Origin of the sequence: Rhizobium sp. ZPR4, assembly GCF_040215725.1 — a bacterium.
GTDB lineage: Bacteria > Pseudomonadota > Alphaproteobacteria > Rhizobiales > Rhizobiaceae > Rhizobium > Rhizobium rhizogenes_D.
In genome coordinates this window covers 1-20,170 of the sequence record NZ_CP157970.1, presented here as the reverse complement: position 1 = coordinate 20,170, position 20,170 = coordinate 1, and the positions used below count along the sequence as shown (strand labels likewise).

The 20,170-nt window shown below is 56.2% G+C and carries 17 protein-coding genes and 2 pseudogenes; 11 read left to right on the top strand and 8 right to left on the bottom strand.

What is annotated here, in order from left to right; genetic code table 11:
* The first annotated feature begins 140 nt into the window (after positions 1-140).
* From ABOK31_RS33395 to ABOK31_RS33370, 6 genes and pseudogenes are all read left to right on the top strand, one after another.
* On the top strand, positions 141-827 hold the full coding sequence (locus ABOK31_RS33395) for a hypothetical protein (RefSeq protein ID WP_349963016.1): 687 nt from the start codon (positions 141-143) through the stop codon (positions 825-827).
* 73 nt (positions 828-900) lie between these two features.
* Positions 901-1,257 carry a hypothetical protein gene (locus tag ABOK31_RS33390; protein ID WP_349963015.1) on the top strand — a complete coding sequence of 119 codons (357 nt, stop codon included), beginning with the start codon at positions 901-903 and terminating at the stop codon, positions 1,255-1,257.
* Positions 1,258-1,836: 579 nt separating this feature from the next.
* On the top strand, positions 1,837-3,186 hold the full coding sequence (locus ABOK31_RS33385) for a transposase (protein ID WP_349963014.1): 1,350 nt from the start codon (positions 1,837-1,839) through the stop codon (positions 3,184-3,186).
* Between the two features lie 484 nt (positions 3,187-3,670).
* The gene (locus ABOK31_RS33380; RefSeq protein ID WP_349963013.1) at positions 3,671-4,843 is read left to right on the top strand and encodes a tyrosine-type recombinase/integrase; all 1,173 of its coding nucleotides are present in this window, start codon (positions 3,671-3,673) and stop codon (positions 4,841-4,843) included.
* A gap of 108 nt (positions 4,844-4,951) precedes the next feature.
* A complete protein-coding gene (locus ABOK31_RS33375) occupies positions 4,952-6,067 on the top strand; it encodes a Fic family protein (RefSeq protein WP_349963012.1) in 1,116 nt (371 codons plus the stop codon).
* 226 nt (positions 6,068-6,293) lie between these two features.
* Positions 6,294-6,614, top strand: a pseudogene (locus ABOK31_RS33370) (hypothetical protein); the annotation flags it as partial.
* Positions 6,615-6,669: 55 nt separating this feature from the next.
* Here ABOK31_RS33370 and ABOK31_RS33365 read toward each other — a convergent pair.
* The 5 genes from ABOK31_RS33365 to ABOK31_RS33345 form a co-directional block, all read right to left on the bottom strand.
* Entirely contained in the window at positions 6,670-7,011 is a 342-nt protein-coding gene (locus tag ABOK31_RS33365) for a hypothetical protein (RefSeq protein WP_349963010.1), read from the bottom strand.
* Between the two features lie 86 nt (positions 7,012-7,097).
* The gene (locus ABOK31_RS33360) at positions 7,098-7,562 is read right to left on the bottom strand and encodes a chemotaxis protein CheW (RefSeq protein ID WP_349963008.1); all 465 of its coding nucleotides are present in this window, start codon (positions 7,560-7,562) and stop codon (positions 7,098-7,100) included.
* Positions 7,562-9,580 carry a methyl-accepting chemotaxis protein gene (locus ABOK31_RS33355; RefSeq protein WP_349963006.1) on the bottom strand — a complete coding sequence of 673 codons (2,019 nt, stop codon included), beginning with the start codon at positions 9,578-9,580 and terminating at the stop codon, positions 7,562-7,564. Before ABOK31_RS33355 ends, ABOK31_RS33360 begins: the two co-directional genes overlap by 1 nt.
* A gap of 345 nt (positions 9,581-9,925) precedes the next feature.
* Entirely contained in the window at positions 9,926-11,188 is a 1,263-nt protein-coding gene (gene tyrS, locus ABOK31_RS33350; RefSeq protein WP_349963005.1) for a tyrosine--tRNA ligase, read from the bottom strand.
* Positions 11,189-11,680: 492 nt separating this feature from the next.
* A complete protein-coding gene (locus ABOK31_RS33345; RefSeq protein ID WP_349963003.1) occupies positions 11,681-12,178 on the bottom strand; it encodes an Lrp/AsnC family transcriptional regulator in 498 nt (165 codons plus the stop codon).
* A 29-nt stretch (positions 12,179-12,207) separates the two neighbouring features.
* Between ABOK31_RS33345 and ABOK31_RS33340 the strand changes: the two genes are divergently transcribed.
* The 5 genes and pseudogenes from ABOK31_RS33340 to ABOK31_RS33320 all read left to right on the top strand — a co-directional run bounded on the left by ABOK31_RS33340 (position 12,208) and on the right by ABOK31_RS33320 (position 16,180).
* Positions 12,208-12,810, top strand: coding sequence for a LysE family translocator (locus ABOK31_RS33340; RefSeq protein WP_349963118.1), 603 nt, complete (start codon positions 12,208-12,210; stop codon positions 12,808-12,810).
* A 326-nt stretch (positions 12,811-13,136) separates the two neighbouring features.
* Positions 13,137-14,684 carry a Fic family protein gene (locus tag ABOK31_RS33335; protein ID WP_349963001.1) on the top strand — a complete coding sequence of 516 codons (1,548 nt, stop codon included), beginning with the start codon at positions 13,137-13,139 and terminating at the stop codon, positions 14,682-14,684.
* Positions 14,685-14,802: 118 nt separating this feature from the next.
* Positions 14,803-15,101 (top strand): annotated as a pseudogene (locus ABOK31_RS33330) (recombinase family protein); the annotation flags it as partial.
* 139 nt (positions 15,102-15,240) lie between these two features.
* Positions 15,241-15,642 carry a hypothetical protein gene (locus ABOK31_RS33325; RefSeq protein ID WP_349962999.1) on the top strand — a complete coding sequence of 134 codons (402 nt, stop codon included), beginning with the start codon at positions 15,241-15,243 and terminating at the stop codon, positions 15,640-15,642.
* Positions 15,643-16,030: 388 nt separating this feature from the next.
* Positions 16,031-16,180 (top strand): hypothetical protein, encoded by a 150-nt coding sequence (locus ABOK31_RS33320; RefSeq protein WP_349962997.1) that lies wholly within the window; start codon positions 16,031-16,033, stop codon positions 16,178-16,180.
* Between the two features lie 386 nt (positions 16,181-16,566).
* Here ABOK31_RS33320 and repC read toward each other — a convergent pair whose 3' ends face one another.
* The 3 genes from repC to repA form a co-directional block, all read right to left on the bottom strand.
* Positions 16,567-17,781, bottom strand: coding sequence for a plasmid replication protein RepC (gene repC, locus ABOK31_RS33315; RefSeq protein ID WP_349962995.1), 1,215 nt, complete (start codon positions 17,779-17,781; stop codon positions 16,567-16,569).
* A gap of 155 nt (positions 17,782-17,936) precedes the next feature.
* Entirely contained in the window at positions 17,937-18,959 is a 1,023-nt protein-coding gene (gene repB, locus ABOK31_RS33310; protein WP_349962993.1) for a plasmid partitioning protein RepB, read from the bottom strand.
* Positions 18,956-20,170 carry a plasmid partitioning protein RepA gene (repA, locus tag ABOK31_RS33305; RefSeq protein WP_349962991.1) on the bottom strand — a complete coding sequence of 405 codons (1,215 nt, stop codon included), beginning with the start codon at positions 20,168-20,170 and terminating at the stop codon, positions 18,956-18,958. Before repA ends, repB begins: the two co-directional genes overlap by 4 nt.

The following is a 20,170-nucleotide window of genomic DNA, read 5'->3' as shown; positions in this document are numbered from 1 at the left end:
GGAATCCAGAAGTGGGAGAGGATCAGTGCATAGGAACCGCCCCTCGCCTTCATGCTGAATCAGGTTGTGAATTTCGGCAATAGAAAGTTATTCCCGGCGCAGAGCTTGTTTATATTGCGTTCGGGCACAGGGGGCGCGACGTGAATACGTTTGAGAGATATTCAATTCTTATCGGCATTGGCCTTTCGGCGTTTTCGGCCCTCGCGTCGGCCTATGCCGCCTACCAGACGGCAGCTCAGGCAAAAATTGCCCAGCAGGCGCTGACTGCTTCCGACCTCAATCACACCTTCGAGGGCTTTCTCGACAAGTGGTCTGACCTGTGCGAAACGCTCGATCCCACCGGCGGATATATCGGCTTTGATGTCCGGTCTGCGCAGAACCACTCAATGATTATTGTTGAGGCGACCGACCTCGGATACGACTTCAAGCCCTTGGAGGGCACCGACCAACGGATGAAGATCGTCAAGGCGATGGATGATGCGGTCGCCGCTCAGGACAGGCTATCGCTCTGGCTGCCGAGCGAAACGATCAGCTCGATGAACTTCAACAGCGTTCTGGCCAACTTGATTATGCTGTCGCGGGTTGATGTTTCAGAAAAAGAAGCTCGCCATTACAGCGCCATGCTGAAGCAATCCGGCTACTGTAAGGTCTGGAAGGGCTGGTTCATGAACTGGTTCAAGCAGGGATATCCTCCTGTCCCGCATATTATCTACAATGACGTTCGCTTAGTCTTCAACTCTCGTGATGGCAGCGCACTCACCGATGATTATATTCAAGAGGCCCGCAAGCAGCCGTGGAGTGAGATCCACAAATTCGCGCCGCCTTGATAGGATCGAGCAGGCCCCGCTGACGGCCTTACTACCGATCGCATCACACATTGCTTCTTTGACAGAGAGAAAAATGCAGCACCTCAAAAGACCAAGCATCGTGTTCATGGTGATCATGCTTCTATCTACTTCAGTCCCGTACCTTGGCTGCCGAAGCGCAAGCGCTGCGAGCAATACCGCGCGTTATGGATTGATATTCAATCTGGCCTTCCATACCGCAAGAATCGACGACAAGTGCCACGTGCTTTCTGCCAAGGAGCGTAAGAAAGTCGATGAGACCCTCAAGGACCTCGCTTCGTCTAATAAACTTGGCGTCCTCAAGCAGCCGCTGCTGAGCGGGCGCGGCCTGTACAGGCCAAGTTGCACCGACACGGATTGGGTTCGTGACTGGCGGAATTATGCCAAAACAGGCTATCTGCGCGAGAAATAAGCGAACCGACGAGCGCGGGTCGCAGCACTACCCGACTAGGCCCGCTTAACGCGATCCCTGCAATCTTGCCTGCCGCACTTCGGAGCAGTCAAACAACCATGCGGCCATAACGTATCAGATCATCGTTGCGCCCGGGATCCATCTGATCCACGGAGAGAGGCACCGATCCCGGCGGCATGCTAGCGTGGCACGGCAGCCGAATTTGCCCCAATTGCCGAGATTTGTAAGTGGGGCATTTTGGTTGGCGACGTTTTCAGCCAACTGATGAGAGAAGTGTGCATAAGCGCTCGCTCAGCGAGTTGGTTGCCGGTGCGGGGATTCCTTGGTCGGGGCAAATCATGATCCAGTTCCGGCATGGCACGGAGACCGCTTCCCTCCCCAGAGCATGCCGACACGCTTTCGCTGAACGCGTTGCGCAGTTTGGTGACCGGCCTGCTGGAACGAGCTGAACGAGCTGAAGTCCGGCTCGCAAAGCTTGAGACCGAAAACGCAGCCCTTCGCGAAGAGAACGCGGAGCCTCGTCTGGAAAATACCCGTCTGAAGGCCGAGAACCAGCTGTTGCGTGACGAGATCGCACGGTTGAAGAACCTGCCGTCGCGCCCACCGTTTCGACCGTCCGGCATGGAGAAAGCGACTGATGGCGCGAACGATAAGTCGGCGAGTAAGAAGAAGCCGCGCGGCCCCAAGCTGGATGCGGAGCGGGTGAGCCGGGAAGAGATCTTGCGCGCGGGTGTTCCGGCCGGTTCCCGCTTTAAGGGTTATAAGAGCTGCTTCGTACGTGACTTGGTGCTGGCGGTCGAGCTTGTGCATTATCGCCGCGAATGCTGGATAACACCCGATGGCAAGACGGTGATCGCACCGTTGCCGGCGGGGATCATGGGCAGCTATGGCCCGAACCTTAGACGGCTTTGCCTGATGCTGCATGCGCAAGGCCAAGTAACGACCGGGCGGTTAACGACGTTGTTGAATGATGTCGGCATCGACATCTCCAAGCGTCAGGTCGTGCGCCTTCTGGCCAAAGGGCTGGATGGGTTTGTCGCCGAGGATGCGGCGGTGCTGCATGCCGGCTTGGTGTCGTCCTCCTATGTCACTGTCGACGACACTGGCGCCCGCCATGCACGCGGCAATTCTCATACGACGCAGATCGGCGGCGAATATTTTACCGTTTTCCGCACATCGGCCTCGAAATCGCGGCTAAACTTCCTGTCCCTGCTGCGCGGTAATTATAAGGATTATGTCCTCAACGCCGCTGCGTTCGATTATTCGGCGGAACGTCGCGCCGATCCGATGCTGGTTGCCAGGCTGCGCACCATCGAGCCGCAACGCTTTTGCAATGAGGTACCGTTCCTAGAATATCTGGCCGGCAAGAGTATCGACATATTCGACAGGCAAGTAGTCGGAGTGTTGGCGGAAGCCGGCATCTGGGGATCCATCCGGCATCATGGTCTCGTGGGTGATATGGTGATCGTTTCCGACGACGCGGGTCAGTTCCGGGTTGGCAATCATGCTCTGTGTTGGGTCCACGCAGAACGCCTCCTACAAAAGCTGATGCCGGCGAAGCCGAAGGAGCTACGATCGGTTGCGCTGGTGCGCGATCTCGTTTGGCGGTTCTACAAGACGCTGAAGGCCTGGAAGCAAAAGCCCTCACTGCACGCGGTCCAGGGATTCCGACGCAGGTTCGACAAGATCTTCACCATGCGCACCGGCTATGACGCACTCGATAAGCTGCTTGAGCGGCTGCATCGACGCAAGGACGAGTTGCTCAAGGTTCTCGAGCATCCAGAAATCCCTCTGCATACCAACGCGTCGGAGAACGACCTGCGGACCTTCGTCACCAAGAGAAAAGTCTCCGGCGGTACTATCAGCCCAGCGCAAACGCAGTTTGTCGCGGGGACGGCCGCATCTCCCGCGATACCATGCTCGGGTTGATGAAGACCTGCAAAAAGCTCGGTCTCTCCTTCTATCAGTATATCGGCGATCGGCTCGGCATCGACGGCCACGATGTTCCACCGCTGGCGGGCCTTGTCGCCGCTAAAGCTTGAGCTCGGCATCCCACCAACAACGTCGACAGCTACCGTCCCACGACGATGTTCGATCCAATCGACGCCTCGCGTCCTCCTCCAGATTATGATAGAAACTCGGCAGAGGCCCATTTGCACATCGATGTTGCCTTGCCTCCCAAGCAGCCCCTTTTACCCCCGTTTACCGTGGAAGTTTCCATTTTCCGCTTCGTTAACCATATGAATTAACGCTATTCTATTGCCATAATGAATCAAAATTGGTCTTTGCTTCCGTTGCTCGGACGGTGGTTTTGTGTGGCAATTACTATTGATAGGTATCAAGTATCGATAGTGATGGATTTCGAGGCCCAAAATTGATAAAATCAGGGCAAATCACAGCGCCAGGGACTGCCATGCCGAAGCCAAAAGCCCTCCCCTCCCCCGTCGATCCGGTGCACGCCCGCGCCGAAGAGCTGGATGCGCTCGACGCCATCCTACCGTTTGCCCGCCGCGACCAGTTGGCCACCCTGCTGACCGACGAGGATGTCGCCACGCTCAAACATCTGGCCAAGGAAGGCATGGGCGCCAACACGCTCCGGGCGCTCGCCTCCGATCTCGGCTACCTCGAAGCCTGGTGCGAGCTCGCCACCGGTACGCCCCTCCCCTGGCCGGCGCCGGAAAGTCTCCTGCTGAAATTCATCGCCCATCATCTCTGGGATCGGGTCGAGCGGGCCGAAAATCCCGAGCATGGCATGCCGGTCGCGGTCGAGGCCAGTTTGCGCGCCCAGGGGCTGCTGCGCGCCGAGGGTCCGCATGCACCCGACACGGTGCGCCGGCGGCTGACCTCCTGGTCGATCCTCACCCGCTGGCGTGGCCTGACAGGAGAATTCTCCGCGCCTTCACTGAAGGCCGCATTGCGGCTCGCTGTGCGGGCCAGTGGACGACCAAGGCAGCGCAAGAGCAAACGAGCAGTCACCGGTGATGTGCTGGCAAAGCTGCTGGCGACCTGCGAGGGCGATCGCCTCGCGGATGTTCGCGATCGCGCCCTGTTGCTCACCGCGTTTGCCTCCGGCGGTCGCCGGCGGTCGGAAATCGCCGATCTGCGGGTCGAGGATCTGGTCTACGAAGAGCCGGTCCATGCCGATCCAAGAAACCCCGCCTCCCCTCTCCTGCCGTGCCTCACCGTCAATCTTGGTCGCACGAAGACGACGACCGCAGACGACCGAGTGCATGCGGTTCTGATCGGCCGGCCGGTCATTGCTCTGAAGCAGTGGCTTGCGGAGGCCCAGATCGACAGCGGATCGGTGTTCCGGCGTATCGACCAATGGGGTAATATCGATCGACGACCTCTGACACCGCAGTCGGTCAATCTGATCCTGAAAGGCCGGTGTAGGCAGGCTGGTCTGGATCCGGTGATGTTTTCGGCGCACGGGTTGCGGTCCGGCTATCTCACGGAGGCGGCGAACCGCGGCGTGCCGCTGCAAGAGGCCATGCAGCAATCGCTGCATAAGTCAGTAACGCAGGCGGCGAGTTACTATAACAATGCCGAGCGGAAGAACGGGCGGGCGGCGCGGTTGGCAATCTAGACCAGGCCGCCAAGCCTACATTCTACGACATCTGGTGAGCGATAGACACCATTGCTATAACTCATAAATCTGTGCAAAGTTGAGTTATAGAAACGATGGCTATAACTCATGCACTGGAATTGGACACAAACTGGCTGGCCGCACTTTACCTATGACCCTGAACCGCTCCAGCCACTCGAGCGGCAGTTTCTCAAGTCCTCGGGAGAAATCATTGGCGCCGTGCGGCACTTTGATGAAGACGATGGAAAGTCACTGCGTATCGAGCTTTTAAGCGACGAAGCCGTCAAAACCTCCGAGATCGAAGGTGAGATGCTCGACCGGCTGAGCGTGCAGTCGTCTTTACGCCGGCAGTTCGGCCTTGATGCCGACAACCGAGCAATCCGGCCTCAGGAACGTGGTATCGCCGAGATGATGATCGACGTCTTCGAGAGCTGGTCCAAGCCGCTTGTTCATGAGACGCTCTTCCGCTGGCACTCCATGCTGATGGCTGGAAATCGTCACATCGCTACGATTGGCGGCTATCGGACGCACGAAGATGCGATGCAAATCGTATCCGGACGTCTCGACAAACCAGTTGTTCACTTCGAGGCGCCACCTTCCAGACAAGTACCGGCCGAGATGGATGCGTATCTGTCATGGTTCAATAGATCCGCACCGGAAGGCACAACTCCCCTGCCCGCTCTGACGCGGGCCGCAATTGGTCATCTCTATTTCGAAAGCATCCATCCCTTCGAAGACGGAAATGGCAGGATCGGCCGAGCTCTGGCGGAAAAGTCGCTGGCGCAAAGCATCGGGCAACCGAGCCTGACCTCACTTGCATACACGATCGAAAAGAGTCGCAAGGCGTATTACGGCGAGCTCGAAGCAAATCAGCGCACGCTCGACATAACTGGGTGGCTCATCTATTTCGCTCAGACCATATTGGACGCGCAACAGGCGACCCTTGCCCGTATCGCGTTTTATATCCGCAAGGGAAAATTCTATGACCGATTCCGCGGCAAGTTCAATGAACGCCAGGACAAGGTCGTCTCTCGTATGTTTCGAGAAGGGATTGGGGGCTTTAAAGGCGGTTTAAGCGCCGAAAACTACATCTCGATCACCGGAACCTCCCGCGCGACAGCAACGCGCGACCTTCACGATATGGTGGAGAAGGGAGCAATGAGCCGGAGCGGCGAACGCCGCCATACGCGATATACATTGAATATGCCCGAAGCCAAGAAATAGAAAAGTGTATTCGCTTGCCTCTCGTGAGCGGATGCCAGCTTGATTTCGCGGCCCCAGGCCGCGCAGATTGGCGCTGCATGGCCTGCCTCCCTCAAGACACGCAGCTTTTCGCCAGTTCCGTCAAGGAGGCAGCCAGCGCGCGTTTCATCGCCGCGATGGGTAGAAATGCCCCGACCCAGAAAACGCTCTGGATGGGCCTCTAATTCTATTATAAAACACGCCTGTCCGTCGCGGTCATAACTGGACGATCGAACGGCTACGTCGCTCCGTGCATCGGATGGTTCGTGAGAAGCTGGCCGACCCCGAGCTTCTGGCTCGCTCGCCCGAAGATCACTTGATGAAGCTTGTCGCCGCGATCACGATCGCCGATCCTAATCTGTCGCTACGCGATATTGCGGCGCAACTGGATCAAATAGGTGAACGACCGGCCCATGATGGCCGAAAATGGCAACCATCATCCGTCAGAGCGCTCTTGGATGAAGCGCGCACTTCGGCTTATCCGCAATTGAGCCCTTCATTCATCGAACTTCCAAGATCGCGAGTTTGAACAGAGTCGAATTGTATGGCTAATTAGAGAGATGGAAAGCCTTGCCGTTCGCCTTTCAATGATCTCGCAACAACCGCTCAAGTTTGCCGTTCGGATTCCCGAAAAGCAGATCTTTGAACAAGGCGGAAACGATCCGCGGGCGCAAGCCGGCTCTTTCATCGATCAGCACCACCGAAAGCCTTTTAATCTCGATGGTGATTGTGCGTGCATCATCACTGCGACGATACTTCCATGAATCGAGCAAATTGAAACCGTTCTGTGCGGCCCATGCCGCAACAATCTGCGCCGTCATGATGTATCCTTCGCGAACGAAGCAGCTATCGCGCCCGCTCGAATCATCCCGCCATTCACGGAATAACTCGAACGGAGACAGGAGATCCAGTGTCAGTTCGGCCAAGCCGTCGATTGTCCGAAAGCTGTTGCAGCTTGGACTCACACTTGAGGCCAAGGGTCGATCAACGGCAAGGTTTCGTATTGTTCACACTAGGCGGCCTCAGTTGCCCCCTCGAGATTGGCAAACATGTGATCAAGATTGAGGAAGCAGACCATGCCGTGCTCGAGCGGAATGATCCCGTGCGAGAACGCCGGATCGAAGGTCCTGCCGAGATCCGGCACGGGCTGGATCCGGTCACTGCCGATAGACAGAATATCGGAAACGCGGTCGACCACCAGGCCGATGATGTTGTCGCCGATTTCCGCCACGACAATGGCACTGCGATCGGTATGCGTGGCACTGCGAACCCCAAGCTTTGCCGCAAGGTCGATTACCGGGATCACGGAGCCGCGCAGGTTCATGACGCCGAGCACGTCAGACGGAGCATGGGGCAGTGGCGTTGCCGCCGCCCATCCTCTTATCTCCCGGATCGCAGTCGTCCGGATGCAGAACTGCTGCTCGCCGAGATGGAAAGCAATGATTTCAAGTGTTGAGCTGCTGATCGAGGCCTCCATCAAAATTCCTCCCATTCCTTGGTGGCAACTGCTGCTGCCGTGCGGCCGCCGAATGCTCCAGCAAGTTTCTGGGTCAAAGCACGAGCAGGAGAAGCAACAGGCTTGCTGTCTTGCCGTGCTGCACGTGGCGCGGAAACCTGACCATCCAGTTTGAAGCGAGCGATCAACTGGGCCAGATTAACAGCTTCATCGGCAAGCCGGTTGGTCGCAGCAGTGGATTCTTCCACCATTGCCGCATTCTGCTGCGTCGTCTGATCCATTTGGTTCACCGCGGTGCTGACTTCCGACAGTCCGGTCGACTGTTCTCGGGCTGCCGTCGCGATCGAATGCACATGCTCATTGACCTTGATGACATGCCCCTGAATGAGACCGAGGGCATCGCCAGTTGCCGTAACCAGCTTGACGCCGGTGTCCACTTCTTCTCCAGACCTGTTGATCAGCGCTTTAATGTCCTTGGCGGCGGTGGCCGAACGTTGCGCGAGTTCGCGAACCTCCTGAGCAACCACGGCAAAGCCTTTGCCGGCATCGCCAGCGCGCGCTGCCTCAACGCCGGCGTTCAATGCCAGCAGATTTGTCTGGAAGGCGATTTCGTCGATGACATTGATGATCTGGCCAATCTCGCCCGAAGCCTGCTCGATCCGTCCCATGGCCGCGACCGCATCCTTGACGACGGCGCTCGACCGCTCAGTGCTCTTACGGGCTTCGTCGACCATATGACTGGCCTCTGTTGCCCGTTCCGTTGAGCTTTTCACGGCAACGGTGATCTCTTCGAGAGCGGAAGACGTTTCCTCCAGTGCCGCGGCCTGCTGTTCGGTGCGCTTCGACAAGTCACCGGAAGCGATCCGCATTTCGCCAGCCCCGCCATTGATCGTGTCGATCGCCGCACGGACCTCCCCCAGCACCGAGCGCAGGTTTGCCATGGTCGCATTGACGTTATTCTTCAGTTCGCCAAAAGCGCCCTGAAACTCACCGCGCATATTCTCCGTGAGATCACCGTCGGCAAGTGCAGAAACAACCCGGCGAGTTTCGGCGACGCCACGGTCGACGGAGGTCACGAGCTCGTTAACGCTTGCGGCGAAGCGGTCGAGATCGGCATTGTCGTAACGCTTGGTAATGCGTTGGGTGAAGTCACCGGCAACCGCGGCCGAGACGACCTCTCCGATGCTCGACTGCAGATCGGCGCTCTTGGCCTGCAATGCCGCTTCCTGGGCATTCATCTCTCGAACCTTGATGCCATTCTGCTTGAAGACCTCGACCGCGCGGGCCATGGCACCGAGTTCATCACCACGGGCAGAGCCGGGAATATCGACAGACAGGTTGCCATCGGCAAGCACCGTCATCGTATCGGTCAGACCTGTCATCGGTCGGACAATTTGCCTGGCGGTCACATAGACGCTCAGCATGATTGCAAACAGGGCCCCCACGCCAAGAACGACATAGGCGGTCACAATCGTCGTATCGGTGACGACGCTGGCCGCATCATTCTTCCGCTTCAGCTCCGACTTGGCCCAGTCATAGAGCTTGGTGGCATCGGTATCGAATTTCTGACGAGCAGGCGTGAAGCTGTCCCTAGTAAGCTGCAAGGCCGTCGCGTTGTCATTGACCAACGCTGGCTTTTCGATCGACTCTGCCGAGGCGCGTACGGCGGCAAGATCGGAGGCCAACGTTGCAAAGTCATCCTTCTGGCCAGGATAGTAGACTGCTCCCTGCTCGATCAATTTACCGGTTTCGTCAAATACCTGCTTCAGCTCTTCGGCGGACTTCTGCATATCCGAAACTTCGGTTTCCGCGATCATGCGATACAGAACGCGACCGATCGAGTCCGTTTTGCCAGCAATCTCCGCCAGTTTGATGGAGCCATTGGCGTCATCATCGAGAACCGCAGTGTAGGCGTTGTCAATCGACCGCAACTTTGTCGCTTCGTAGATACCGACGCCCGCACCGATCGCAACCGTTACGAGAGTTAATATCAGCAATTTTCGCCCGATTTTAAGCGATTGCAATGTATTCGTGAGCATAGATGACAGTCCTCTTTGCAGCCGAGAGCACAACTAGATATTGGTCAATGTACATATTGAAGCAATTTACGCGATTATTCGCATTTTTTGATACGGATTCAAATCATTTAAACCGTAAGACTATGAATGCACACAACGACATAAACATATCTCGAAGTAATACTTGGAGAATAATGGTTAATATATAATTTCTCGATTTTCGACATCTGGTGAAGGCTGCGTGTCATGGACCGATTATTCGAGAAGAGGGTCGCCTACGCGTATGCCTTGCTGAAACCAGCTTGATTGTTCCAACTGCGTGCCAAGAGCGGACCAAACGCCGGGCTGTAGTCCCGGCGAAAGCCATCATTTTATGACCGCGTGACGTTTACGGCCGAGGGAAAGGCGAGCAGGTAACGCTTGCGCGGAAACCATCATTTCAAGTTCAACGACTATTTCTCCGTTGATGCGTACGCCCCGTCCTTCAATTGCTCTTCTGGCCTCGCTTTTGGATGACGACAATCCTGCCCGGACCAGAAGGTCAACAATCGCGATGCCAAGCGACCGTTCTGTTTCTTCAAGCTCAATCGTCGGAAGCCCTTCGGCGACCTCACCTTGTCCGAACGTCTGCCTCGCAGTTGCGGCAGACTCCATCGCTGCGCGAGTACCGTGCGCGAGACCTGTCGCTTGATTAGCAAGGAGTTCCTTGACGACATTCAGCTCCGCACCGCGGGCTTGCCCAAGCCTTTTGATCTCGTCGATCGGTAGGTCTGTGAACAGCTTGAGGAATTTAACGACATCGGCGTCTTCCGTGTTGCGCCAGAACTGCCAGTAGTTATAGGGCGACAAGCGGTCCTCGTTCAACCATACCGCTCCCGCAGTTGTCTTCCCCATTTTCACCCCTGAGGAAGTCGTTAGAAGCGGCACGGTCATTCCAAAGACATCCTGCCCATCGGCTCGTCGCACCAGATCGATCCCGTTGATGATGTTGCCCCACTGGTCGGCACCACCCATCTGTAAGCGGCACCCGGTGCGACGCGAAAGTTCGAGGAAGTCGAAGGCCTGGAGGATCATGTAGTTAAACTCCAGGAAGCTTAGGTTCTCCTGCTTCTCCAGCCTCGACTTCACACTGTCGAAGGAAAGCATCCGATTAACCGAGAAGTGCCTACCAACGTCCCTCAGCACGTCGAGCCAGCGGATGCAGTCCAGCCAGTCGGCATTATTGACCATCATCGCATCCGTAGGTCCATCACCGAAGACTAGAAGTCGATCAAATACCTTTCTGATTCCTACGACATTGTTGGCGATCTGCTCGTCCGTTAGCATGGGACGCACATCCGAGCGGAAACTCGGGTCACCTATGCGTGTAGTCCCACCGCCAATGAGGACGATGGGTTTGTTGCCGGCCTGCTGCAGCCGGCGTAGCGCCATGATTGGGAGCAAATGTCCGACATGTAGGCTATCGGCGGTCGCGTCAAAGCCCGCGTAGACAGGGACGATGCTCGCGTTGAAGGCCGCGTCGATACTTGCAAGGTCCGTCGCCTGGTTGATATAGCCGCGCTCAACCAATGTCTTCATCGCTGGCGAACGCGGCTCGAAACGGTCGGTTGTTGTCTCTGGATTTGTCATCAGAACTCTCCTGGTATTGCCGCCAGGGGGTCTCCAGAATGAAACAAGCCGCCTGACGGCGGCTTGTTTCAAGACATGATCAAAACGCGCCGCTCCCTATGGAAACGTCGCATAATAGATTGCAGCGATAAGTGCGGTTTTGATCATGAGACGGCTTATACAAAACTTAGCCTGAAGCCGCAAGCTCACGCTCATGATCGCGACGTGCCGAGGGCAACCAATAAGCGATTTTCTGCATTATCTCGTTGTATGGGGAAGCTACCATTCATTCGGCCCATGATAGCGATACTTCAACGCTTTTTCCTCGCGTTGCTACTCACCCCAGGATCATGCAGCTCGGGGGACTTTGGCGGGAAGCCTCAAAGACCTGAAGCCCTCTGGCATTTGTTGGTGGGTGGCATACATGAGCCCCTCCCCCACACTTTCTCGCGATCAGTGCCCGACGGAGGGCCGCTAACGCGCTTCTCGCGCTTGCCCCCGCAAATGAGTCTATCACCGCCTTTGATCCTTTGGAGAGCCCAGAACGATGAAGCTGGTAATCGCCGTGACCTGCGGCAGCGTGCCTAACACGTTCGTATGGAACGCCTTGTAAGTGGCGATGTCGGTAACTTCGACACGCAACAAATATTCTATTGTGCCTGTCACGTTGTGGCACTCAACGACTTCATCAGCCTGTGACATCGCTTGCTCGAACGCCTCCTGGCTCATCTTGGTGTGATCGGACAGCCCGACCGTGATGTAGGCGAGGAAACCCGCTCCCATTCGCGCACGATCAATCGACGCTCGATATCCCGTAATGACACCGGCGCGCTCCAGTTCTTGAACGCGACGTAAACATGCCGACGCAGACAAGCCGACGCGCTCAGCTAAACGGACATTCGGCTGGCGCGCGTCGACAGATAGCTCGCGCAATATATGACGGTCAATGCGATCAAATACAGGCTTTTGTTGCAATCTTTCCGGCTCCATTGATGAATTTTGCACCGACATTCCGCAAAAACCTTCCTAACATTGCGCGTATGACCGATCCAGTAGTTCTCGCTCCATTCCTCGTCTTCGCCTTTCTCATGACAGTTACGCCGGGACCCAACAACGCAATGGCGCTGGCGTCCGGCGTTCGTGTAGGGTTAGTTAGGTCGTTTCCGCTCATAGGTGGCATTGCTGCTGGAGTCGCCTTGCAAATGTTGGCGATTGGCTTCGGCCTAGGCACGCTATTCGACGCCTATCCGATTACGCACGAAATTCTGCGGATTGGTGGTTCGCTTTATCTCATGGGGCTTGCTTGGAAGATCGCGCGCAGCGGCCCAATTGTTGAAGGCCCGGAGAACTCGCCCATCGGCTTCTTGGGTGCCGCCGCCTTTCAGTGGATCAATCCAAAAGCATGGGCAATCACAGTGAGCGCCGCGGCGACTTATATTCCCAGCAACCATTATTTGCTGAATATCTCGATCGCTGCGGCTTTGCTGGCTCTTGTGGCAATCCCGAGTGTTGCTGTCTGGGCGGCTGCCGGCCGCCTGCTCCGCAATGTGCTTACCCGGCCGACTTATGCACGTATCTTCAATCTTTCGGTCGCGCTTGTTCTCGTCGCGTCGACAGTACCAATTTTATTGGGCAATTTGTAGGAGGCAGCTAACCGCTCCCTCTCAAGACAGCTAGTTTCTTGACATTTCGCCTGCGGAAGGCTGCTGTCACGCATTTCACGCCCAAGGTAGATCGTTCGTATCCCTAAGTAGAAAACGCGCTACGCGACCCCTTATTCCAGCCATAAAACACGCCTGCAAATGATCTTTTATCCTTATCTTCTGTATTTGGAAAACGCTGTACCCGGCGCATCGCTAGAATCCATTTTCGCAAAATTCCTCATATTTCATCGAATTTCATTGTTCATGATCGGTTTTCATGAGAGCTTCGCTTGAAAAGCAGTTTTCGGAAGCGGATACCAAGATTCATGGAGCAAGGACAAAAAAAACCGTTTTCAGGCGCGGTCAGCGTTTTTCACGGCCGCTGGATGCCGGAAGCCGCCATCCCTGTCGGCTATGCGGCCTTGATCGATGCCTTTGAATTGTCCGCGCCTGTGCCAATCGCCTTATCGGCGATCGGTCCACGCCACAAAGTCTATCAGGCCGAGGGCTGGAACATTTACACCCCGCGCCACCAGCCGGACAATAACCTTACCGGACACCTGACCTTCGCGCTGCGCTATGAAGGGCTAGACCTTGCCGTTCTGAAAGCCTTGTTCCGGCAAACAGGTCCCGAACCGATCGTCAGCATGGTGCGCGCAGCACCCACGGGCGCCTATGCGCGACGGCTATGGTTCCTCTATGAATGGCTACTCGATGTACATCTCGATCTGCCCGACGCGGCACAGGGCACCTATGCCCTTGTGGTCGATCCCGATCGGCAATTCGCAGTGGGCGGAACGAGCTCAACAAGACATCGGGTGAAGAACAATTTGCCCGGCACACCAGCCTTCTGTCCGATGATCTCCCGCACGCCCGCACTCGACGCATTCGTTGCGCGCGGGCTTGGCGACGAAGCACGGCAGTTGATAGCCGAAGTACCGGCGGACCTGCTGGCACGCACCGCCGCATTCCTGCTGCTCAAGGATTCGCGTTCGAGCTTCCAGATCGAGGGAGAAGATCCGCCACAAGATCGCATCCAGCGCTGGGGCCAGGTGATCGGCGAGGCTGGCCGCCGGCCGATAGACCGCGCCGAACTGGAGCGGTTGCAGCGCATCGTCATTGGCGATGCGCGCTTCGTCCATCTCGGCCTGCGCGTCGAGGGTGGCTTCATCGGCGAGCATGATCGCCTGACAGGCGCGCCGATCCCTGATCATATCAGCGCCCGGCAGGAAGACCTGTCCTCGCTGATCGATGGCCTGACCTCCTTCGACCGCGGAGCGGCACAGCATCTCGATCCTGTTCTCGCCGCAGCGGCCCTCGCCTTCGGCTTCGTCTATATGCACCCCTTCGAGGACGGAAACGGGCGGCTGCACCGCTATCTGATCCATCATGTTCTCGCCGAGCGCGGGTTCAACCCTCCCGGTCTCGTCTTCCCGGTCTCGGCCGTCATCCAGGACCGCATCGATGCCTATCGAACCGTATTGGAAAGCTACTCACGCCGCCTTCTGCCGCTTGTTCGTTGGCAATCAACGGATCGTGGCAATGTCACGGTGCTGAATGACACCGCCGACTTCTACCGCTACTTCGACGCGACGCCGCACGCCGAATTCTTGTTCGAGTGCGTAGCCCGAACGATCGATGTGGATCTGCCGGCCGAGACGGCATTCCTGCGCATCTATGACGCGTTCAAGATAGAAGTGCAGCAGATGATCGATATGCCCGATCGCTTGCTCGACCTTTTATTCCGTTTCCTGCGTCAGAACGAAGGACTACTGTCGAAGCGGGCACGTGACAAGGAGTTTTCGGCGCTCAGCGACGCAGAGACCACACGGATCGAGACAATCTACGCCGAGCTTCAGCAAGCAGCGAGATGATGCGACGATATCCATCAGAAACTGATATGTCGAAAAATCCTCGTTTTATCGACACATGATCTGAACGTGTCGATGGCATCGACATATCGAAAAAGCAATCTCGCCAGGGGAGATCGCCATGAAGCAAGCAAAGGGGCGTCTGATCGGCTACGCTCGCGTTTCCACCGACGAGCAGACAACCCATGCACAGGAGATCGAACTGCGCTCGGCCGGCTGCGAGCTCATCGTCCAGGAACACGGGTCCGGCGCTTCCCGTAGCCGACCAGCCCTTGCCAAACTCGTCCGAGAGATCGGCGCGGAGATACCCTTGTCGTCGTGCGCCTCGATCGCTTGGCCCGTTCCGTCAGCCATCTGCTTAAGGTAATCGAAGATCTCACCATCAGGGGCGCACATTTCCGGTCGCTGCGGGATCCGGTTCAACGCGCCGAGGAACGTCGGCGACTTACGGTTCAGGGATCTGGTTGATGAAGAACCCGTATAGCCGGTCCTCCAAACTCGGCCTCCCCTCTCTCGCCGTCTCCCACCAGTTTGGGAGGATTCATCCACGCATATTCTCATGAAAGTAATGCGGACGCTTGTTTTTACCGGTGCCCTCGCCTCTGCTTCGGCAGCTTGGGCGTCAGGATTCGAGGACATAATCATCTCGAACGCGAAGGGCGCTGATGAGACAGAAACGACACTTCCTGCAGACAGCGCTGCGATTTATCTGTCGGCGGGCGTCACTGATGACATCAGCTCCGGTTCCAAAATTACCGTTTCCTGGATCGCTGTTGATACCAATGGCGTAGCGCCGGCGAACTATAAGATCGACGAAGCCAGCTTTGATATCGGTTCTCTCGAAAACCACGTTGACGCGTCGCTTAGCAAACCCAATGCAGGTTTCCCCGTCGGCAAATACAAGGTCGTCCTCTCGGTGGACGGGAAGGTAATGGGAACCGTCGAATTTTCCATCAAGTAGACCGCAAAACAATAATCGCAATTCGAGTAGTTGTCGGAAGCTACCTCTCGCTCAGTCTTCCCTAGGGGCGAGCTTCGTCATTACCGAGTTCAGCCCTCTTCGTCAGATCATCGATCGACTTTCGCTTTTGTGGACGTCGGGACATCGGCCAAGTGGTCTCCTCTGCGTGCGGCTCAGCTAAATGCTGGGCCATCCGCTTGATACCCATCGCCTTCAGACTAGGTCCTATTCGCTTCACAGAGATCCATCGGGGCGCAAGCGCGATACGAGGCAGTATTCATGCCCGATCAGATGAGAGACCGACTTTCCCATTCCCGCGCCTTGTGGAACATCAGCGCCATGAGTAGTTCTGTGCCTGCTTACTCGGAACCATTGGAGGATTGTTGCGATGAAAGAGCGGATGGACGCGGTTATCGAAGCGGCAATCAGGACCGGCAAGATCGTCGGCACTGTCGTGATCGTTAAGCTTCGACTTGCCGTTCATGCCACAAGCGGCAAAATTAGGGTTCAGCAAAATCTTTCGTTTTCAATGGTTTAGAACAGTGGTCAGCTGACCACAACAAAAGCGCCGGTCGAATTCCTCGCTATCTCGAAAGACTCTTCCTTCGAATATAAGAATCGATGGATTCTCCTCCCATCATGAGATCATTGATCCAGTTGCGAAAGCCACATTGAACGCGACGCAAGCTCCAGCTCCTCGGCAATCAAGTGCGTCACGCCCTAATACATCATTCTGTCGGCATCTGCGTGCCGACCAATTATCTACACTGGATAGGCATTCCAATCCTGTCTGGGTCCCAACTACTGTTTGGCAGCCGGGACAAAACCCTCTAACCCGACCGAAATTACCCGCGGCTCAAAAAACATTTGATTTCAGCGGTTTATGCTCGTGGTCAGCTGACCATCAGAGGCTCCCATCAGCATCTAGCCAGCCAGCGAGCCCACCTGCCCGTTAGCCCTTAGCAAGGCCATAATCATTGGCCCAAGCGAGAACTCCCCTCGTTCGCTACGTCGAGTAAGATCCCTTAGATAGCCGCCGGGGGAGCTGATAAAGTTAGCACGCTCCAGCATGCAGGCGACAGCCGCAGCCGCATTTTCTGGCCCCATCACCTCGCAAGCGTCTTGATACGCTGAGGGGCTTACGGCCAGCATAGAGCGAACAACCACCGCGGCCGACATCAGGTCCCGCCAGCTTCGGATCGTGCCGTCAGGTCCATAATTCGATATCGTTGGGCAGGCTTTCAACACGACACTCAGTGGAAACGCTTTCGTCGCCTCCCCCGGCGGTCGTGCGTTTCCACTGAACTTCGCCCCCTGCTCCTTTTCGGAGCATGGTTCAGATTCATATATGGATTCGGTATTTGAATTCTGTTTGTGCTGCTCAATATGAGCATCATTGCTGCTTATGTTTTCAGGAAGTTTCTGCGTTTCCAATCGGTTGATCACTTCCGCCCGGAGCATCTCCATTTCTTCAAGAATAGCCCTAACGTCCGACAGTGTCGGCGCACGCGGGATTTTGCGAACAAGAGCGACGTAGACATTCTCAACAGCTAGCCAGTCGCCCTCAGCACCCTCTTCAATGGCCGCCGTGATGAGCTTTCGAACATCGCGTCGGCAAATCGTTAGATTTTCCTTTGCCCTCCTCAGATTTGCTCTATCAGCGAATACCTGTTGAGCAAGGGCCGCCAGTTCTTCTGAGCGTGCAAGGAGAGGGGACAGGTCGAAGCCAAAGGCATTCTCGATCTGCCCGTCTCCGTCCCTACGCGCATAGCGCTTTCCGTTGGCACTATCCCTACGGATGATCAGCCCCGCCTCCACTAGCAAGGCGAGATGCCTGCGTAAGGTGGCGCCCGACATGGCGTGAGCGCGGAGCGTAAGCTGGGCGTTCGAAGGAAACACAATCAATTGCGCATCCTGGCTCAATTCATTGTCGGGATAAAAACTCAAAAGGGCATCAAGAACCGCGAGACTATTGGACTGAATCCCAAGCAGTTCCATTGCGGCCGACGCGTCCCTAAGTACCTTCCATTTATCAACAGTCTTGCCGTGCTTTATCTCGGCCGCCGCCGTCTGGCGCCGTACGAGCGCAAGCGTCACCGGCCGCCGCCCGAATGGCGTCGTCACACTTCCCGTCTGCATCGTCTTTCACCTTTCATCAGGCAAAAGAAATCTGCCCACCAAAACGGCGCCAAAAACTCTTGACGAGGATTCGAGGAAATGCGATTCTGTTCTTGCTACAGAGACAGAAGGGCTTCCGCGACGGCGACGTTGAGGAGGCTCTTTTCTTTTGCGGATTACTCTCCGTGTTTGCGTTGAACCTTGGTCCGATAATCCTGGTAGAGCGCCGGCAATTGCTCCAGCACAAAAGCGGCAAAGTCCGGCGTAGCTTTCCTGTCGATCGTGATTTCCAGTTTCGATTTGCTTTGCGTCACCTGCGCCAGTCTGTCGCCATCAGGGGTCGACATTACATGAGGCAGACCACGCGTGGGCCGGCTAGGCTTTAAACGAGCGATCACGGCCTTAAATCGATCCGCCGATGGCAATGCTTGCACTGCCTCTGAGGTCGTAAACGTGATCGCCTCCGATGGAGATTGAGCTTTCTCAACCAGCTCCGCCAATTGCTGCCAGCTTGGGCGTCCAATCCCTGGTGCGGCGCCGATAGCGTCGATCAGCTCAGAGGGGAGGGCGTCGACGAGAAGAAGCATCTTGGACAAATTGCTTTTGTCGATCGACATCGCGGCGATAACGATCTCTCGCGTAAACTGTTTGTTGAGCCGATGTGCAAAGCGCGCCTTCTCAATGAAGGTCAGATCTTGTCGCTCATTGTTTTCCTGGCCCTGAGCTACGACAAGTTGCTCGTCCGTGAGCTTGCGAACGACTGCCTTCACAGGAAGACCCAGATCCGAAACAGCCCGCAGCCTCCGGTGCCCAAAGGCAACCTGATAGCGGCCGGACTGCTCAGGATGCGGTCTCACCAGAATTGGAACCTGCTGGCCCTGTTCACTGATGGACGCCAGGAGACCCTCGATGTCGCCTTGCATCCGATCCTGAACGAAAGAAGGCTCAATCGACGAGGCATCCAGCTCGACTACAGCCAAGCCTTCGGCAAGACGTTTCTCGATCTCCTCGGCGCGGCCGAGCCGCTCATTTTGCTCGCGCAATGCGTTACCGATGTTCGCGGTCAATTTCGTCGCTGGATCACGCTCTTTCCTGGCAACTCCGAGAAGCGGCATGGAGCGGTTCTTGGCAGTTCTACTTTCGATTGCCGCAGTGTCGGCGGTATTTGTTGACACTCCAAGGATATCTTTTCGGCTCATGTGGGCCTACCCCATGCTTTTTTAATCAGCGTTTCAATCTCTCCATTAACGGCATTCATTGCCTCCAGAGCTCGATCATAGGTTGACCGGGTAAACTGGCTACGCTCCACTTCAAAAAGTGTCTGGTTCGTCAGACCGGCATCGGAAACCGCTGTGGTTTTAAGCATTGGAAAATTAAGGACATTTTCCCCGAAGATCGAACGAAGATAACCGACCATTTGGTTTTGCGGACCATCGCTCGGCTCGAAGCGAGTTATCAGGTAACGCATCCAGTTAAACTTGAACTCGGCTCCGGCGTTCTCGATCTCCCGCAACAAGTTCGACGTCATCGCCAGGAACTGGTTCATCGACATGACGTCGAGCATCTGCGGATGTACGGTGACCAAGATGGATGTCGCCGCCGTTAGCGCCGACAGCGTGAGGTAGCCGAGCTGGGGAGGGCAATCAATGACGACGACATCGTAGTTTTCAGCAATATCCTCGATGACTTGACTGATTCGGCCGTAGAAGAGGGTATCGCCTTCCTTCCGCTTCATCAGAGCACGGGGTGTGTCGTGCTCGAATTCCATCAGTTCGAGGTTCCCGGGTATGAGGTGTAGGTCCGGAATATACGTCCCTCGAACGACTTGCTCGACCGGCACACGCTCCTCATCGTATCTAATCGCACCGTAAAGCGTCTCATTTGGACCAACGTCCGTTTCGGGCTGGCTGCCAAAAAGGGCTGAAAGACTGGCTTGAGGATCAAGATCGATTGCCAGGATTCGGTATCCGCGCATCGCCAGATGCTGAGCCAAATGCGCAGCCGTCGTCGTTTTTCCCGAGCCGCCCTTGAAATTCATCACGGAGATAACCTGCAACTGCTCACCATCGCGACGATGTGGCAGGTAGCGTCGGTTCCCGCGGCCGACTTGATCCATGTGCTTGCGAAGCGCGTGGATATCTTCAATGGAAAAAGTTCGCCGCCCTCCCGGGCTGGTGCTGACATTCAACTCCGGCATCTCAGACGCGATCTGCCGTAGATAAGATTCACCGACTCCGAGGAGTTTCGATGCCTCTGACGGCGCGAATGTCCGAATGCCCTTCTCGGCGGTCGGCGGAAATACCTTGAGATGATGTATTTGAAGTTGACTGGAGAGCGCTTCAGCATGACGCTCCATCAACGCAGTCAGCCCTTCAACAATAGGCGCTATTTTTGCGGCGGTCTTCGCCAT

Coding starts and splice junctions, on each gene's coding strand:
- ABOK31_RS33390 (WP_349963015.1), top strand. CDS start 901: ATGCAGCACCTCAAAAGACCAAGCATCGTGTTCATGGTGATCATGCTT.
- ABOK31_RS33380 (WP_349963013.1), top strand. CDS start 3,671: ATGCCGAAGCCAAAAGCCCTCCCCTCCCCCGTCGATCCGGTGCACGCC.
- ABOK31_RS33375 (WP_349963012.1), top strand. CDS start 4,952: ATGCACTGGAATTGGACACAAACTGGCTGGCCGCACTTTACCTATGAC.
- ABOK31_RS33360 (WP_349963008.1), bottom strand. CDS start 7,562: ATGGAGGCCTCGATCAGCAGCTCAACACTTGAAATCATTGCTTTCCAT.
- ABOK31_RS33355 (WP_349963006.1), bottom strand. CDS start 9,580: ATGCTCACGAATACATTGCAATCGCTTAAAATCGGGCGAAAATTGCTG.
- tyrS (WP_349963005.1), bottom strand. CDS start 11,188: ATGACAAATCCAGAGACAACAACCGACCGTTTCGAGCCGCGTTCGCCA.
- ABOK31_RS33345 (WP_349963003.1), bottom strand. CDS start 12,178: ATGTCGGTGCAAAATTCATCAATGGAGCCGGAAAGATTGCAACAAAAG.
- ABOK31_RS33340 (WP_349963118.1), top strand. CDS start 12,208: ATGACCGATCCAGTAGTTCTCGCTCCATTCCTCGTCTTCGCCTTTCTC.
- ABOK31_RS33335 (WP_349963001.1), top strand. CDS start 13,137: ATGGAGCAAGGACAAAAAAAACCGTTTTCAGGCGCGGTCAGCGTTTTT.
- ABOK31_RS33325 (WP_349962999.1), top strand. CDS start 15,241: ATGAAAGTAATGCGGACGCTTGTTTTTACCGGTGCCCTCGCCTCTGCT.
- ABOK31_RS33320 (WP_349962997.1), top strand. CDS start 16,031: ATGAAAGAGCGGATGGACGCGGTTATCGAAGCGGCAATCAGGACCGGC.
- repC (WP_349962995.1), bottom strand. CDS start 17,781: ATGCAGACGGGAAGTGTGACGACGCCATTCGGGCGGCGGCCGGTGACG.
- repB (WP_349962993.1), bottom strand. CDS start 18,959: ATGAGCCGAAAAGATATCCTTGGAGTGTCAACAAATACCGCCGACACT.
- repA (WP_349962991.1), bottom strand. CDS start 20,170: ATGGCGAAGACCGCCGCAAAAATAGCGCCTATTGTTGAAGGGCTGACT.